Raw genomic sequence first — 15,330 nt, forward strand, 5'->3', positions numbered from 1 at the left:
TTTAATTGTTATTATTATTGTGTAAAATCTTAATATCCGATATGCGGTCTGCAAAGAAACTACTTTTTTCTGGATATTTCAAAATTAATATTTCATATGCTTGAATCGCTTTTTGATATTTTTTTTGTTCTAAATACACTCTTGCTAATGTCTCTGTCATCAAGAACGAAGTGTCTGTCGCATGTGATTCAAAAGTAATAGTGGAGGCAACGCCATGCTTAATTGGAGAGATCTTTGGACTTGCTTGAATGAATTTATCGATCAGTTTTAATTTCTTTCTTTTATCGTCATCATGTAAAGGGTATTCTGAAGGAGTTTGGATTTCTTTTTCTCTTTGAATAGGTTGTTTTTTCGAGAGTTGAAGCCATTCCTGAAAAGAATGTTGTTCACTTTTAGAGAAGTCTAACGGCTGACCAATGGACAATTTCTCTTCCGTGGATTTAGTTTGCTCATCGACTTGTATTGGAGTAGCCTCTTTTATCGAGGTAAGTATTGAACGTTCTATTGCGTTGATTTTTGTTTCCTGTTTAACTTCAGTTGCAATAATCTCGCTATCTACTACTTGTATATCGAGTATTTCTAATGCTTTTTTATCATATAGTCCCTTTTGAATAGAAGTAAACGTATCAGAAGTAATGAATTCAAATAGAACACTTCTATCGGTACTATATGCAGCAGTAGTTTTTAATGCTTCGTTGTATTTGTAGCTGTTTTGGTTGTAAAGCCCTTTTAATTGTATGGCTCTGGCACTTTGAAAATAAGGAAACTCATCGAGTACTTTTTCCAAAGCCTCCGTTTGCTTTTCTTGAGTAGCATCAGGTTTATTAATCAAATAGGTATAATCAGTTACATTCATAAAAGCTATTAGCATTTTTAGTTATTCGTTAATTTGTTATTTTATTAAACGAATCAATATTTTATTTACCATTTTGCAAGCGACTCATTAAAAATATCTTGCGTTATTCTCTCAAAAATATCTTTCAAAGCACTATTCAAAGTAGCGCCCGTCAATTGTTGCTCTGCAGGATAATCGTAGAAAAAGGTAAATGGTTTTTCAAAATCATCTGTTTCTTTTTTCTTATTTGTAAAACGAACATTAACCCGAATAGTCAAACGATTTTGAGCTGCTTGTTGATCAGCAGTTGCTGTCATTGGACTTATTCTATAATCCACAATCTCACCTTCATATGTTAAATCTGCACCATTTTTGACTAAGTTTAAATTAGTTTGGTTTTGAATTAAATCTTGGAGTTCTAATGTAAATGTTCTGTCGATTCCGGGTTCAATTAGCTCAGCATTATTCTGAAAAAAACCAACTTGAAATGTGTCAGCGTCAATTTTGCCTGTCCCTGTAAAATTGTATACAGAACAACTGTTTATACCAAATATAATTATGGAAAAAAGAATAAATTTTATACGTTTCATTTTCTGTTTTAATTTACTTCTCCAACGTGCTACTACTTTTGTCAAAGATATTCATTTTGTGTTTAAGCCTCTTGCTATTTTTTTGAAAAGGCTACAAATCGAATTGTTTGATTTTGCGATACAAGGTTCGTTCAGAAATACCCAATTCATCTGCGGCAGCTTTTCGTTTACCCTTGTTTTTTTCTAATGATTTTTTAATCATTTCGATCTCTTTTTGTTCTAAACGCAACGTTTCTTCTTCTTCGATTGTTTCTGCAAAAAGATAATTATCCTCATGTTCTTGATAACGCTCTTCATTATTCTGTTTTGTTGAGATTAACGATGAACCAGGTTCTTCCTCAAAATCGATCTCGCTATCGTTTTCTTTGGAACCATATATTTTTTTTATCAAATTTTGATTGGTCTCTTGCACTTTCGAGCTTCCGTTTTGAATTAATTCCAGCGTTAATTTTTTTAGATCATTCAAATCACTTTTCATGTCAAAAAGTACTTTGTATAAAATTTCTCTCTCTGTTGAGAAATCATTTTTACTTTTCTTGTCTTTAATGACTGACGGAAGGTTGCTGCCTTGCTCAGGTAAGTAAGACTGAAGTGTAGTTGTAGTTATGTCACGATTCGTTTCTAAAACAGAGATTTGCTCGGCTACATTACGCAATTGTCTAATATTTCCGCTCCAACGGAATTTTTGCAGCAGCTCAATCGCATTTTCATCCAGTTTCAATGGAGGCATTTTATATTTATGCGCAAAATCAGCAACAAATTTCCTGAATAACAAATGAATATCTTCTTTTCGATCCCGCAAAGGAGGTAAAGTAATATCCACAGTACTCAAGCGATAATATAAGTCCTCACGGAATTTTCCTTTTTCTATAGCATCGAATAAATTAACATTGGTTGCCGCTACAATGCGAACGTCAGTTTTTTGAACCTGTGAAGAACCTACTTTTATAAATTCGCCATTTTCAAGAACTCGTAATAAGCGCACTTGCGTGGTTAAGGGTAATTCGCCCACTTCATCTAGAAAAATTGTTCCGCCGTTAGCCACTTCAAAATAACCTTCACGAGTGCCTGTTGCTCCAGTAAAAGCGCCTTTTTCATGTCCGAAGAGTTCACTGTCAATCGTGCCTTCTGGAATGGCTCCACAGTTTACAGCAATGTACTTCCCATGTTTTCTATGTGAAAGGGAATGAATAATTCTGGGAATATTCTCTTTTCCAACTCCGCTTTCTCCAGCTACCAATACAGTAATGTCAGTAGGAGCAACCTGAATGGCTTTTTCTATCGCACGATTAAGCTTCGGGTCATTCCCGATAATCTCAAATCGTTGTTTTATGTTTTGAACTGATTCCATATTTTTTTTCTCAACCACAAATTACACAAATTATCGCAAATTTATAATTTTAGGTATTTATTAATCTTTTGTGAACTAACGATTTGTTTTGAAAATTTGCTATTATTCCAATGGGGGTGTCGGCTAATTTCATATAATTTAATGTCTGTGCAAGATGATCATTACTGATTTCTTTAATTGATTTCACTTCTAAAATAATATCGTTATAGACCACAAAGTCGGCATAAAATTTATGAGGCAAAATAATTCCTTTGTATTCCACATTATACTCTTTTTCTCTTTTGTAAGGAATATTATGGTTTTTGAATTCAATTTCTAAAGCATCTTTATAAACGATTTCAAGTAAGCCAGGTCCGAGTATTCTATGTACTTCCATACAAAGACCAACTATTTCGTAGTTTTCGTTTTTTTTATAATAATATTCATTAGAATCAGTCATGCTGGATGTTTTAGTTTAATTAATTTGCGAAAATTTGCGAAATTTGTGGTGAAAAAAATCAATTCATTTTGCTAAAACCAAAGGCTTCTCCTTTTAAAGTTCCGCTGGTACAAGAAGTGATTCTCACATTTACAAAATCGCCAATTTTATAATTCTCCTTTGGAAAAACCACCGTAATACTTTGCGAATTTCTTCCTGAAAATTCCTCAGTTGATTTTTTTGAAACTTTTTCTACCAAAACTTCTACCGTTTGTCCAATGAATTCTTCACTACGAAACCAAGCATGTTTTTGTTGTAAATCGACAATTTCCTGCAATCTTCTTGCTTTGGTTTCTTCAGGCACGTCATCATCCATTTTTCTTCCTGCCAATGTTCCAGGACGTTCTGAGTACGAATACATATAACCAAAATTATATTTCACATATTCCATTAAACTCAACGTATCTTGATGGTCTTCCTCTGTTTCTGTAGGGAAACTGGTAATCATATCTTGCGAAATAGAGCAATTTGGAATAATAGTTCTAATTTTATCAATCAAAGTCATGTACTCCTCGCGCGAATGCAAACGGTTCATTTCTTTTAGAATTCTATTACTTCCCGATTGAACAGGTAAGTGAATATGTTTGCATATATTAGGGTGTTTCGCAATTACATGTAAAACACTTTCGTGCATGTCTTGTGGGTTTGAAGTCGAGAATCGGATGCGCATTTTGGGGAAACCAACCGCAACCATTTCAAGTAATTGATCAAAATCTACAGCTGTTGCTTTTTGCATTTCGGATGCATTTTCAAAATCTTTTTTCAATCCGCCGCCATACCAAAGAAAACTATCCACGTTTTGTCCTAAAAGCGTAATTTCCTTAAAACCTTTGTCCCACAAATCCTGAATTTCGGTCATGATACTTTGCGGTTCACGGCTGCGTTCGCGTCCGCGTGTAAAAGGCACCACGCAAAACGTACACATATTGTCACAACCACGCGTGATTGAAACCAAAGCTGTAATGCCATTACTCATTAATCGAACTGGAGAAATGTCACCATAGGTTTCGTCTTTAGACAAAATCACGTTAATCGCATCGCGCCCTTCTTCGACTTCTTGCAAAAGGTTTGGTAAATCTTTGTAGGCATCGGGCCCTACAACAAGGTCTACTATTTTTTCTTCTTCTAGGAATTTGTCTTTCAAACGTTCTGCCATACAACCCAAAACGCCCACTTTCATCTTGGGATTAATACGTTTTACCGCATTGTATTTTTCTAAACGTTTGCGTATGGTTTGTTCTGCTTTATCGCGAATGGAACACGTATTTACTAAAACCAAATCGGCTTCTTCTAAAATTTGAGTGGTATTATAACCACCATTTGATAAAATGGAGGCTACAATTTCGCTATCCGAAAAGTTCATCGCGCAGCCGTAACTCTCGATAAAGAGCTTTTTAGTATTCTCAGGTTTATTCTCTAGAACAAGGCTCTCACCTTGTTTGCTTTCTTCAATGATCTTTTCCATTATGTATTTTCAAAGGACAAAGATAACGCAATTCAAATAAATATGACAAGATGTCAGATTAAGAATTAACACTATTTTAAGGCATTTTTTCTAGGGAGCTATTTACTTCGTCAGTACGATTCGCTAGTGTCCCGCTTTTCGTTGCAATTTTTTTATTTGCCGAAAAAGCAAATAAAAAAGGATTTTCACTGTAAATGAAATTCACTGAACTCCAACTAGAATAAATGTATTGTGAAGTAATCGGGGCTAAAAAAACTTCCCTCGACCGAATAATTTCTTTATAAATCGAAGCGTAATAGTTTTATAATTGAATTCAAAATCTCAATATTTAAAAAAAATAGATACTTTTGTCCCAGAAAAATAGAGCAATGGCAAAGAATTTAGTTATAGTTGAGTCCCCTGCAAAGGCAAAAACAATCGAGAAATTTCTAGGAAGTGATTTTCAAGTGGAGTCTAGTTACGGGCACATTGCCGACTTGCCATCCAAAGAAATTGGTGTAGATGTAGAAAATGGTTTCAAACCTAAATATGAAGTTTCAGCCGATAAAAAAGCTTTGGTTACCAAATTAAAAGGTTTAGCAAAAAAAGCGGAAATGGTTTGGTTAGCAAGTGATGAGGATCGCGAGGGAGAAGCTATTTCTTGGCATTTATCCGAAGAATTAAATTTAAATCCAGCTAAAACCAAACGAATTGTTTTTCATGAAATAACTAAAACAGCAATTTTAAAAGCGATTGATAATCCACGTGAAATTGATTATAATTTGGTCAATGCACAACAAGCGCGACGTGTTTTAGATCGATTGGTTGGTTATGAATTATCGCCTGTACTTTGGAGAAAAATCAAAGGCGGACTTTCAGCAGGACGGGTACAATCTGTTTCCGTTCGTTTGATTGTGGAGCGTGAAAGAGAAATTCAGAACTTTAAAGCTGTTGCAACATATTCTGTGGTGGCAGAGTTTACTAACGAAGCTGGAAAGTCATTCAAAGCTAAACTTCCTAAAAATTTCAATACAAAAAAAGAAGCTGAAGATTTTTTAAATAAAAATATAGGTTCTACATATAAGGTAGCCGATTTAGAAACCAAGCCTACCAAAAAATCACCAACTGGTCCATTTACAACTTCTACTTTGCAACAAGAAGCAGCGAGAAAATTGTATTTGCCTGTTGGAATTACCATGCAGCTCGCACAGCGTTTATACGAAGCCGGACTTATCACGTATATGAGAACGGATAGTGTGAACTTATCAAAAGATGCTATGGAAGCTGCTCAGGCTGAAATTATAAAGTCCTACGGAAAAGAGTTCTCTAAACCACGAACATTTGTCAATAAAAGTAAAGGCGCACAAGAAGCACACGAGGCGATTCGTCCCACGGATATGTCCCGTCATACAGTAGATATCGACAGAGACCAAGCGCGTTTGTATGATTTGATTTGGAAAAGAACGTTGGCTTCGCAAATGAGTGATGCGCAATTAGAACGTACTAACGTAAAAATTCAAGCAAATAATCACGACGAGATTTTCACGGCATCTGGAGAAGTATTGCTTTTTGAAGGTTTCTTGAAAGTGTATTTGGAGGGTCATGATGACGATGAAGAAGAACAAGAAGGAATGTTGCCTGCAATGAAAGTTAACGAAAAATTACAAAATAATTACATTACTGCGACAGAGAGATATTCTCGTGCTGCTGCAAGATATACTGAAGCTTCTTTGGTAAAAAAATTAGAAGAATTGGGCATCGGTCGTCCTTCTACTTATGCGCCAACAATTTCTACCATTATCAACAGAAATTATGTTGAGAAAGGAAATTTAGATGGACAAGAGCGCAATTACACGCAATTGATTTTGCAATCCGGAAAAGTAGGGGAGAAGTTATTGAAAGAAAATACCGGTTCTGATAAGGGGAAATTAGTTCCTACCGATATTGGAACGATTGTAACGGATTTCTTGGTAAAGAATTTCGGAAATATTTTAGACTACAATTTTACAGCAAAAGTAGAACAGGATTTTGATGAAATTGCAGAGGGGAATCTAGTTTGGTCAAAAATGATGCAGGAATTCTACGATCAATTTCACCCAAATGTAAAGGATGTTGAAGCCAATGCAGAACGGGAAAGTGGGGAGAGAATCTTGGGGACAGATCCTAAAACTGGAAAACCGGTTTCGGTACGTTTAGGAAAATTTGGCCCAATGGCACAAATCGGAGCTGCTGATGATGAGGAAAAAAAGTTTGCTAGTTTAATGAATGATCAGAACATAGGAAACATTACTTTAGAAGAAACTTTGAATCTATTTTTATTACCCAAAAATCTTGGGAATTACAAAGACGAAGAAGTTGAGGTAAGTAATGGGCGTTATGGACCTTATATTCGCCATGGAGCTGCATTCGTTTCTTTACCAAAAGGCGAAAATCCACTAGATGTAGATTTTGATAGAGCAAAAGAATTAATAGATGAAAAAGCACTCGCTGATGCGCCGATAGCTGTTTACAAGGGCGAAGGAGTGCAGAAAGGAACTGGTCGTTTTGGTCCTTTTATTAAATGGAATGGTACTTTTATTAATGTAAGTAAAAAATATAATTTTGATAATTTGTCTCAAAGCGATATCGAAGCATTGATAGAGGATAAATTGCAAAAGAATATTGATAAGGTCTTACATAATTGGGAAGAGGAAGGGATTTTAGTTGAAAAAGCCCGTTGGGGTCGTTCGGTTATAACCAAAGGAAAAATTAAAATCGAGTTAAGCAAAGATGTTGATGCTACTAAATTAACGTTGGACGAAGTTCAGGAAATGATCGCTAAGAAAACGCCTGCTAAAAAAGTAGTTGCTAAAAAAACACCTGCAAAGAAAGCTGCAGCGAAGAAAGCTCCAGTAAAAAAAGTAGTGGCCAAAAAGAAATAAGAGAATCATAAATTGTAACAGCTCGACCTCCTTTTTTTAGAGATCTTAAAATTGGTAAGCGAGAGGTAAAAAAGAAGTAAAAATGGAATTTGATTTTCTAAAACCCGTAGACGATGAAATCCTTCATTATATTGATGGATTGACCTCTCAGCAATTAGGGCGTAAAATAGTATTGCATACAGAAAAGCAATTTCCAGATTTAAACAAAATTACAATTGCTTTCATTGGTGTATTAGAAAATAGAGGAGACAATAAAGCTTTGTCAGATGTTGATTTGCTGCCTTTTAGAAAAGAATTGTATAGTTTGTTTCCCGGAAATTGGGACGCATCGATTGCTGATTTAGGAGATATCCTAGCAGGTAATTCTGCTGAAGACACCTATTTTGCTGTAAAGAAAGTTGTTGCAAGTCTCATTAAGAAAAAAATTATCCCGATTGTAATTGGTGGTTCTCAAGATTTAACGTACGCTATTTATAGAGCGTACGATGATTTAGAACAAATGGTAAATTTAGTTGCTATAGATAATAAGTTTGATTTTGGTAAAGAGGAAGAGGAAGTTTCAGCATCTTCCTACTTGACAAAAATAATTGTAGAGGAGCCTAATAATCTTTTCAATTATTGCAATATTGGGTATCAAACGTATTTTAACTCGCAGGAAGAAATAGATTTGATTGAGAAATTATTTTTTGATGCCTACAGGTTGGGTGAGGTTTCCAATACAATTTCTATTTCGGAGCCTGTATTTAGAGATGCTGATCTTGTGAGTATCGATTTGAATTCGGTTAAATCTTCGGATTCTGGTAATTTTAATTCGTTTGCACCGAATGGTTTTAGTGGTAAAGAAATTTGTTCGCTTTCGCGGTATGCAGGGATAAGCGATAAAGTATCTTCGTTTGGTGTATTTAATCATAACAACTCGGTACAGGAATCTGTTCTTATTGCTCAGATCATTTGGTATTTTATAGAAGGGTTTCATTATCGTTCTAATGAATATCCTTTTGGTAGTAAGGAAAATTACTTGAAATATATTGTTCCACTAGAGGATGAAGAGCTAATTTTTTATAAAAGTGATAAAACAGACCGTTGGTGGATAGAAATTCCATTTATTTCGAATGGTAGTAATAAATTGAAAAGAAATACGTTATTACCATGTTCCTATGAAGAATATTTAATGGCATGTAATCAAGAGTTGCCAGAAAGATGGTGGAAAGCACAACGAAAAAACACTTTGTAGCTTTTATTTATAATACCATTCATATAAATTCTTTAAAGATGATAAAGTTTTATAAGCTAAATTGTATAAAATATATAAACATTTACTTTTTATGTTTTTTAGCGATTATTTTGTCATTTTGTCGGTCAAATATTTTTTTTGTATTTTAATTAACATTATTTTTGAATTCAAAATAATTTCATTCCAAAAAATATTGTTTTTTTAATAAATAATAAATAGGTTTACACACTTAAAAATAATGAATAGATAACCAAATTTATATGAAGAAGTTCATTGCATATACATCACTTATAGCCGTTTTAATTGGCTGTGGTAAATCAGGCGACAAGGGAGAATTAGTTGGTATTAATGGCGGGAAATGGCATCCAGAAAAGCCTTATGGGATGGCGTTAGTTCCAGGCGGGTCCTTTATTTTGGGTAAGTCAGATAGTGATTTAGCAAATGTAGAAGATGCTCCAACAAAAACGGTTACTGTTCGTTCGTTTTATATGGATGAAACTGAAATCACCAATAGTGAGTACCGAGAATTTGTAGAATGGGTTAAAGATTCTACAATTAGAGTACGTTTGGCAATATTAGCTGATGAGAGTGGACAAGCAGCCACGGATCCGAAAGCAAAAGGTAAAAATGCTGGAAGTATCGCTGATTTTGCATTCAACGATTCTGATCCTGAAAAAATGACCGCGTATGACAAATACATGTATGACAATTATTACAGTGTAGGAACTGCCGATGATCAATATGCTGGTAGAAAACTAAACAAAAAAGTAAAACTTATAAAAGATACTAAAAAATATCCTGATGCTGCTTACGCGGAAGTGATGGATTCAATGTATTTGCCTATAGAAGCGTCTTACAATGGCTTAAGAACAATTGATGTGAATAAATTGAAATTCCGATATTCCTGGATGGATATTCAAGCTGCTGCTAAATCTAAGGGATCAAATCGTAAAGATTTTATTAAAACAGAAGAGGTGAAAGTGTATCCTGACACTACTGTTTGGATCAAGGATTACGCTTATTCTTATAATGAGCCTATGCACAATGATTATTTTTGGCATAAGGCATATGGCGATTATCCAGTGGTAGGTGTAAAGTGGACACAAGCACAGGCTTTTTGTCAATGGAGAACTTTGAAAAAAAATTCATATATCAAATCAAAAAAGAAGGGGCGTGACTTTGTAAATGTTTTCAGATTACCAACCGAAGCAGAATGGGAATATTCAGCAAGAGGTGGTTTAGAATCTGCAACATATCCTTGGGGTGGTCCGTATACTAAAAACGATAGAGGGTGCTTTTTGGCTAACTTTAAACCTAACAGAGGTGATTATGCAGCTGACGATGCGTTGTATACCGTAGAAGCAAAATCGTATGAGCCAAATGGTTATAACTTGTATAATATGGCAGGGAATGTTGCTGAATGGACTAACTCATCGTATGATCCAAACGCTTATGAATACGTTTCATCAATGAATCCAAATGTACAGGATTATAAAAATCAAAGAAAAGTAGTTCGTGGCGGATCATGGAAAGATGTTGCTTATTTTTTACAGGTGAGTACACGTGATCATGAATATGCTGACTCTGCTAGAAGCTATATTGGTTTTAGAACCGTACAAGATTATATGGGATTACAAACTACTGGTAACAATAAGAAGAAAAAATAATAAACCACTTTAATAATAAACCTACATTAATAAAAATTAAGATTATGGCATTACTTGGAAAAAAAGCAATGAATTTTGCATACGGTATGGGAGCAGCAATTGTTATTGTTGGAGCTCTTTTTAAAATAATACACTTCGAATTGGGTCCACTAACAGGAACAGTTATGCTTTCTATTGGATTGTTAACCGAGGCTTTTATTTTTGCGCTTTCTGCTTTTGAACCAGTTGATGATGAATTAGATTGGACATTAGTTTATCCTGAACTAGCTAATGGTAAATCTGATGGAACTAAGAAAGCTAAAGTGGAAACTCCAGCAGATTCACAAGGTATGTTGTCTCAGAAATTAGATGCTATGTTAAAAGATGCTAAAATTGATAGCGAATTAATGTCAAGTTTAGGAAACAGTATAAAAAATTTCGAAGGAGCTGCAAAAGCAATTTCACCTACAGTTGATTCGATTTCAGCTACCAAAAAATATAGCGAAGAATTATCTATGGCAGCTGCACAAATGGAGTCTTTGAATAGTTTATATAAAGTACAATTAGAAAGTGCTTCGAGAAATGCTGAAGCAAATAAAGAAATTGCTGAAAACGCAGGAAAATTAAAAGAACAAATGCAATCTATGACTGCAAACATCGCTTCCTTGAACAATGTATATGGTGGTATGCTTTCTGCAATGAATAACAAAGGATAATCAAGTAATTAGTTTCGAACTATAAAATAATTAACAAACTAATTAGTAGAAAATATGGCAGGAGGAAAACTAACCCCTAGACAGAAGATGATTAACCTGATGTATCTGGTTTTTATCGCTATGTTGGCAATGAATGTTTCAAAAGAGGTAATTTCGGGTTTTGGATTAATGAATGAAAAATTTGAAAGTTCAAATGTAAATTCAAAACAAAGCAATGATCAAATGCTTGTGGCTTTAGATACTAAAGCAGCAGAAGCCAAAGGAGAATTTGCAATAGCTGCTCAAACAGCTCATAAAGTTAAAGTAATCACTGATAATTTCTTTAATTATATAGCATCTTTAAAAGAGCAAGCAAGTAAAGGTTTTGTTGTGAATCCAGAAACTGGTAAACTTCCTTACGAAGACATGGATAAAGGTGACAATATTGACGATTGGTTTACTGGAGAAGGTTACGGTAAAAAAGGAAACGAAATTATAGCAGCCATTACTCAATATAAAGCAGACATGAAGACTGCTCTTGGAACTGATAAAAAGTATGCTTCAATTATAAGTGAAGTTGAGAGTAAATTTGACGTTTCGGATGTGAAAAATTCTGAAGGTTTAAAAGACAAGTATTTGTCTTACCACTTCAAAGGATTTCCAGCAATTGCATCGGTAGCAAAATTATCTACTTGGCAAAATGATATCAACAAAGCAGAGTCTGATGTGTACAGTATCGCTTTAGGAAAGGCGGCTGTAGCTGCTGCTTCTTACAGCAATTACCAAGCTATTGTTGTGTTAGATAAAAATGCCTATTTTCAAGGTGAAGCTGTAAAAGGTAAAGTTGTTTTGGGGCGTTATGATGAAAATACGAAACCAACTTCATTTTCAGGACCAGGGAAAATTGTTAATGGTCAAGCTGTTATAGCTTTGACTGCTGGTGGTGTAGGAGAACAAACTATAGGCGGACAATTTACTTTTGTTGAAGATGGTAAAACAGTTCCATTAAAGTTTGAAGGTAAATATGTGGTTGTTCCAAGACCGAACTCTGCTACTATATCTGCGGATAAAATGAATGTGGTGTATAGAGGCGTTGTGAATCCAATCTCTATATCATTTGCAGGAATTGCTGATAAAGATGTTAATGCATCCGCTCCAGGTTTGACAAAAGTTGGAAATGGAAAATTTAGTATGAGTCCTCAAAGTGGAAACGAAGTAGTAATTAATGTTTCTGGTAAAATGGCTGATGGAAAGGTTGCTTCCGATAAAAAAGTGTTTAGAATCAAAGGTATTCCAGGTCCTACAGGAACTATTAGAGGTGAAACAGGAGTTGTTAAAGGTCCTAAATCAAATCTTGAAATAGCAACTATTGGTGCCAAACTGGAGGATTTTGATTTTGAAGTTGGCTTAAATGTTATCGGATTTAATCTTAAAGTTACTGGACAAGCTACAGTAGTAGTTCAAGGAAACAGATTAAATGCACAATGTAAGGCTGCATTATCTAAAGCTGGAAGAGGTGATCAAGTTACCATTTCTGAAATAAAAACTAAATTGGTAGGTGCTGGTAGTTATTTATTACCGAGAACTGCTCCAGTTATTTTTGAAATACAATAAATAAAAGTACGTTAATATTTTACCTACTTCAATAACTTATTATGATACCATGATGAATGTAAGAAATTTTTTAATCGCAATTGTCACTATTACGGGTAGTTTTGCTTCGTTTGGACAGTCTAATTTGCTTAATGCAAAAACTCCAGACCAAATTGGACTTAAGACAGCAGCCCAACTCATTTCTGACAACGATAAACCGTTAGCATATGGTTATGTTCACGATAGAGATGTTTTAATGGGTAAGACAACATGGGAAATTATTGATTTAAGTGAAAAAATTAATTTTGCGTTGTATTTTCCTATTGATACTGCTAACATTGGCTCTGACAGAAGATCGTTGTACGATGTGCTTACTAGAGCAATGAAAAATGGTAAAATTACTGAAGTGTATACTGATAGTTATTTTAACACCAAAAAGTCTACTCAAGATATTCAGACTTCATTGACTCGTATTGACACTACGGATGCAGGTAGAGAGCAAATTAATGCTGGAAACAAGATTTCTGATGAGTATATCTTGAGACAAGATTTGTCTGCACAAGACGTAACGCAATACAAAATCAAAGGATATTGGTATTTTGATAAGCGTCAAAGTGAATTGAAGTATCGTTTATTAGGTATTTGTCCGGTCACTCCTGATGTTTACACAATGAATAGCGAAGAAAAAGATTATATTGAGTTGTTCTGGGTGTTTTTCCCAGCTGCTCGTGAAGTATTGCATGAGGCTAAAGCATTTAATGATAAGAATTCAGCGATGCCAGTTTCATTTGATCAAATTCTAAATTCTAGGCGATTCAATGCTGTTATCTATAAAGAGGAGAATGTATACGGCGATAGAACTATTGAAGAATACATGAAAGATAATGCTCAAAATCAACTTTTAGAGTCAGAAAGAGTCAAAGAGAAAATTCGTAATTTCGAACAAGATATGTGGAATTATTAATTTTAGTTTTATAAAATTATTAAAACTCTCACCGTATTGGTGAGAGTTTTTTTGTTTAAAGTGTTTTCTTTGTAGCTATTTTAAAAATTATTTTTAATGATAGATTATTTAATTGTTGGTTCTGGTTTAGCAGGAATTTCCTTTGCTGAAATTGTATTGGGTAACGGTAAGTCTATTTTTGTAGTAGACGATGATTCTCAGACTTCCTCAAAAATTGCTGGAGGTTTGTATAATCCTGTTATTTTAAAGCGATTTAGTGAGGTTTGGCAAGCGCAAGAGCAATTGTTGTTGATGAATGATTTTTATACTTTGCTAGAAGAAAAACTAAAAACTAAATTTGATTTCAAAAGTCCAATTTTGAGAAAATTTTTTTCGATTGAAGAACAAAATAATTGGTTTGCTGCTTCTGATAAAAAGGCATTAGCTCCTTTTTTGTCTCTGGACTTAATCGCCAAACAATATCCTGGAATTGATTCGCCGTACGGATATGGGAAAGTTTTACAAACGGGCTATGTGGATACAGCCTTACTTCTGAAAGAATATAGAGCGTATTTGAAAAACAATAATTGGTTTTTAAATGAAACCTTTGATTATGATGAATTGCAGATTAATGCTGATGGTATTCAGTATAAAGATATTCATGCAAGACACATCGTTTTTGCGGAAGGTTTTGGTTTACATGCTAATTTTTATTTTAATCAATTGCCTTTAGATGGTACAAAAGGAGAGCTTTTTATCATAAAAGCAGCTGGTTTGGACCTAGATGTAATTGTTAATACGAGTGTTTTTATTTTACCATTAGGAAATAATTGTTTTAAGGTAGGCGCAACTTATAATTGGAAAGATAAAACGGATTTACCTACTGAGGAAGGTAAAACCGAATTAATAGATAGAATTAAAGAAATCATCACGTGTGATTTTGAAATTGTTCAGCATTTTGCTGGTGTTCGGCCTACTGTTAAAGATAGAAGACCATTGGTGGGAACTCATCAAAAATATAATTCTGTACATATTTTGAATGGCTTAGGAACTAGAGGCGTTATGCTAGGACCTGCAATGGCTAAAGCATTATATGAGAATATTGAATATCAAGTTCCGTTAAATACTGAAATTGACATTAAAAGATTTTTGCCCAAAGAAAAACTATAGAGTTATTTTGTATTTGGGTCATAGGAAACAAACATGTTGATGTAAATATTTCTAGACCAACGCAAAACAAATGGGAACAAGAGAATAAGCGTGACAATTATAGTAATAAAAGCCACTTTTAGGCTGTAGCCAAAGATTAGAAATGAAATGATAAAAGCCGCTATTCCAACTGCCACATTTATGCCATAACTCACATACATTGCGCCATAAAAAAAGGAAGGCTCAATTTGATACTTTAAACCACAATGACTACAATTATCATGCATTTTCAATATTTTGTTGAGATGTAACGGATTTTTATCCAAATACATACTTTCATTCTGACATTTTGGACAAGTTCCTGTTAAAATGCTATATAATTTGGATCCTTTTTTTAACATTTGCAAAAAATTTAATTTTTCCTTTTTAATACCTATACAGTAAGTTACAA

Annotated in this window: 13 protein-coding genes; 7 read left to right on the forward strand and 6 right to left on the reverse strand. The window is 34.2% G+C overall.

Translation table 11 applies throughout. From position 1 onward, the window contains the following. Window position 1: 1 nt before the first annotated feature. The 5 genes from ACNQGO_RS07935 to miaB all read right to left on the reverse strand — a co-directional run bounded on the left by ACNQGO_RS07935 (window position 2) and on the right by miaB (window position 4,719). Window positions 2-871, reverse strand: a complete 870-nt coding sequence (locus ACNQGO_RS07935; RefSeq protein ID WP_417984927.1) for a tetratricopeptide repeat protein — start codon at window positions 869-871, stop codon at window positions 2-4. A 50-nt stretch (window positions 872-921) separates the two neighbouring features. Continuing rightward, a complete protein-coding gene (locus tag ACNQGO_RS07940; protein ID WP_417970046.1) occupies window positions 922-1,425 on the reverse strand; it encodes an LptE family protein in 504 nt (167 codons plus the stop codon). Between the two features lie 91 nt (window positions 1,426-1,516). Further along, the gene (locus ACNQGO_RS07945) at window positions 1,517-2,776 is read right to left on the reverse strand and encodes a sigma-54 interaction domain-containing protein (RefSeq protein WP_417970014.1); all 1,260 of its coding nucleotides are present in this window, start codon (window positions 2,774-2,776) and stop codon (window positions 1,517-1,519) included. 49 nt (window positions 2,777-2,825) lie between these two features. Beyond that, complete coding sequence (locus tag ACNQGO_RS07950; RefSeq protein ID WP_417970016.1) at window positions 2,826-3,215, reverse strand: GxxExxY protein; 390 nt, start codon at window positions 3,213-3,215, stop codon at window positions 2,826-2,828. A 58-nt stretch (window positions 3,216-3,273) separates the two neighbouring features. Then, a complete protein-coding gene (miaB, locus tag ACNQGO_RS07955; protein ID WP_417984928.1) occupies window positions 3,274-4,719 on the reverse strand; it encodes a tRNA (N6-isopentenyl adenosine(37)-C2)-methylthiotransferase MiaB in 1,446 nt (481 codons plus the stop codon). A gap of 368 nt (window positions 4,720-5,087) precedes the next feature. On the opposite strand from miaB, the gene topA reads away from it, so the two are divergent. The 7 genes from topA (at window position 5,088) to ACNQGO_RS07990 (ending at window position 14,900) form a co-directional block, all read left to right on the forward strand. After that, window positions 5,088-7,619, forward strand: a complete 2,532-nt coding sequence (topA, locus tag ACNQGO_RS07960; RefSeq protein ID WP_417984929.1) for a type I DNA topoisomerase — start codon at window positions 5,088-5,090, stop codon at window positions 7,617-7,619. Window positions 7,620-7,701: 82 nt separating this feature from the next. Next, window positions 7,702-8,853, forward strand: coding sequence for a formimidoylglutamase (locus ACNQGO_RS07965; RefSeq protein ID WP_417984930.1), 1,152 nt, complete (start codon window positions 7,702-7,704; stop codon window positions 8,851-8,853). A 260-nt stretch (window positions 8,854-9,113) separates the two neighbouring features. Next, entirely contained in the window at window positions 9,114-10,520 is a 1,407-nt protein-coding gene (porK, locus tag ACNQGO_RS07970) for a T9SS ring complex lipoprotein PorK/GldK (RefSeq protein WP_417984931.1), read from the forward strand. A gap of 44 nt (window positions 10,521-10,564) precedes the next feature. Beyond that, window positions 10,565-11,215 (forward strand): type IX secretion system motor protein PorL/GldL, encoded by a 651-nt coding sequence (gene porL, locus ACNQGO_RS07975; RefSeq protein WP_417948013.1) that lies wholly within the window; start codon window positions 10,565-10,567, stop codon window positions 11,213-11,215. Between the two features lie 54 nt (window positions 11,216-11,269). Then, window positions 11,270-12,808 carry a type IX secretion system motor protein PorM/GldM gene (porM, locus tag ACNQGO_RS07980; RefSeq protein WP_417984932.1) on the forward strand — a complete coding sequence of 513 codons (1,539 nt, stop codon included), beginning with the start codon at window positions 11,270-11,272 and terminating at the stop codon, window positions 12,806-12,808. Between the two features lie 52 nt (window positions 12,809-12,860). After that, the gene (porN, locus tag ACNQGO_RS07985) at window positions 12,861-13,751 is read left to right on the forward strand and encodes a type IX secretion system ring subunit PorN/GldN (protein ID WP_417970048.1); all 891 of its coding nucleotides are present in this window, start codon (window positions 12,861-12,863) and stop codon (window positions 13,749-13,751) included. A 96-nt stretch (window positions 13,752-13,847) separates the two neighbouring features. Continuing rightward, complete coding sequence (locus tag ACNQGO_RS07990; RefSeq protein WP_417984933.1) at window positions 13,848-14,900, forward strand: NAD(P)/FAD-dependent oxidoreductase; 1,053 nt, start codon at window positions 13,848-13,850, stop codon at window positions 14,898-14,900. Window positions 14,901-14,902: 2 nt separating this feature from the next. Here the strand turns inward: ACNQGO_RS07990 and ACNQGO_RS07995 are convergent, their stop codons facing one another. After that, window positions 14,903-15,280: a DUF983 domain-containing protein gene (locus ACNQGO_RS07995; protein WP_417984934.1), complete on the reverse strand. Its 378-nt coding sequence runs from the start codon at window positions 15,278-15,280 to the stop codon at window positions 14,903-14,905. Window positions 15,281-15,330 lie beyond the last annotated feature (50 nt).

The organism is Flavobacterium frigidum (genome assembly GCF_048286735.1).
Lineage (GTDB): Bacteria > Bacteroidota > Bacteroidia > Flavobacteriales > Flavobacteriaceae > Flavobacterium.

Bases quoted from the DNA above. Each gene is read 5' to 3' on its own strand.
- porN (WP_417970048.1), top strand. From the start codon at position 12,861: ATGAATGTAAGAAATTTTTTAATCGCAATTGTCACTATTACGGGTAGT.
- porM (WP_417984932.1), top strand. From the start codon at position 11,270: ATGGCAGGAGGAAAACTAACCCCTAGACAGAAGATGATTAACCTGATG.
- porL (WP_417948013.1), top strand. From the start codon at position 10,565: ATGGCATTACTTGGAAAAAAAGCAATGAATTTTGCATACGGTATGGGA.
- ACNQGO_RS07990 (WP_417984933.1), top strand. From the start codon at position 13,848: ATGATAGATTATTTAATTGTTGGTTCTGGTTTAGCAGGAATTTCCTTT.
- ACNQGO_RS07965 (WP_417984930.1), top strand. From the start codon at position 7,702: ATGGAATTTGATTTTCTAAAACCCGTAGACGATGAAATCCTTCATTAT.
- ACNQGO_RS07995 (WP_417984934.1), bottom strand. From the start codon at position 15,280: ATGTTAAAAAAAGGATCCAAATTATATAGCATTTTAACAGGAACTTGT.
- porK (WP_417984931.1), top strand. From the start codon at position 9,114: ATGAAGAAGTTCATTGCATATACATCACTTATAGCCGTTTTAATTGGC.
- miaB (WP_417984928.1), bottom strand. From the start codon at position 4,719: ATGGAAAAGATCATTGAAGAAAGCAAACAAGGTGAGAGCCTTGTTCTA.
- ACNQGO_RS07935 (WP_417984927.1), bottom strand. From the start codon at position 871: ATGCTAATAGCTTTTATGAATGTAACTGATTATACCTATTTGATTAAT.
- ACNQGO_RS07950 (WP_417970016.1), bottom strand. From the start codon at position 3,215: ATGACTGATTCTAATGAATATTATTATAAAAAAAACGAAAACTACGAA.
- topA (WP_417984929.1), top strand. From the start codon at position 5,088: ATGGCAAAGAATTTAGTTATAGTTGAGTCCCCTGCAAAGGCAAAAACA.
- ACNQGO_RS07940 (WP_417970046.1), bottom strand. From the start codon at position 1,425: ATGAAACGTATAAAATTTATTCTTTTTTCCATAATTATATTTGGTATA.
- ACNQGO_RS07945 (WP_417970014.1), bottom strand. From the start codon at position 2,776: ATGGAATCAGTTCAAAACATAAAACAACGATTTGAGATTATCGGGAAT.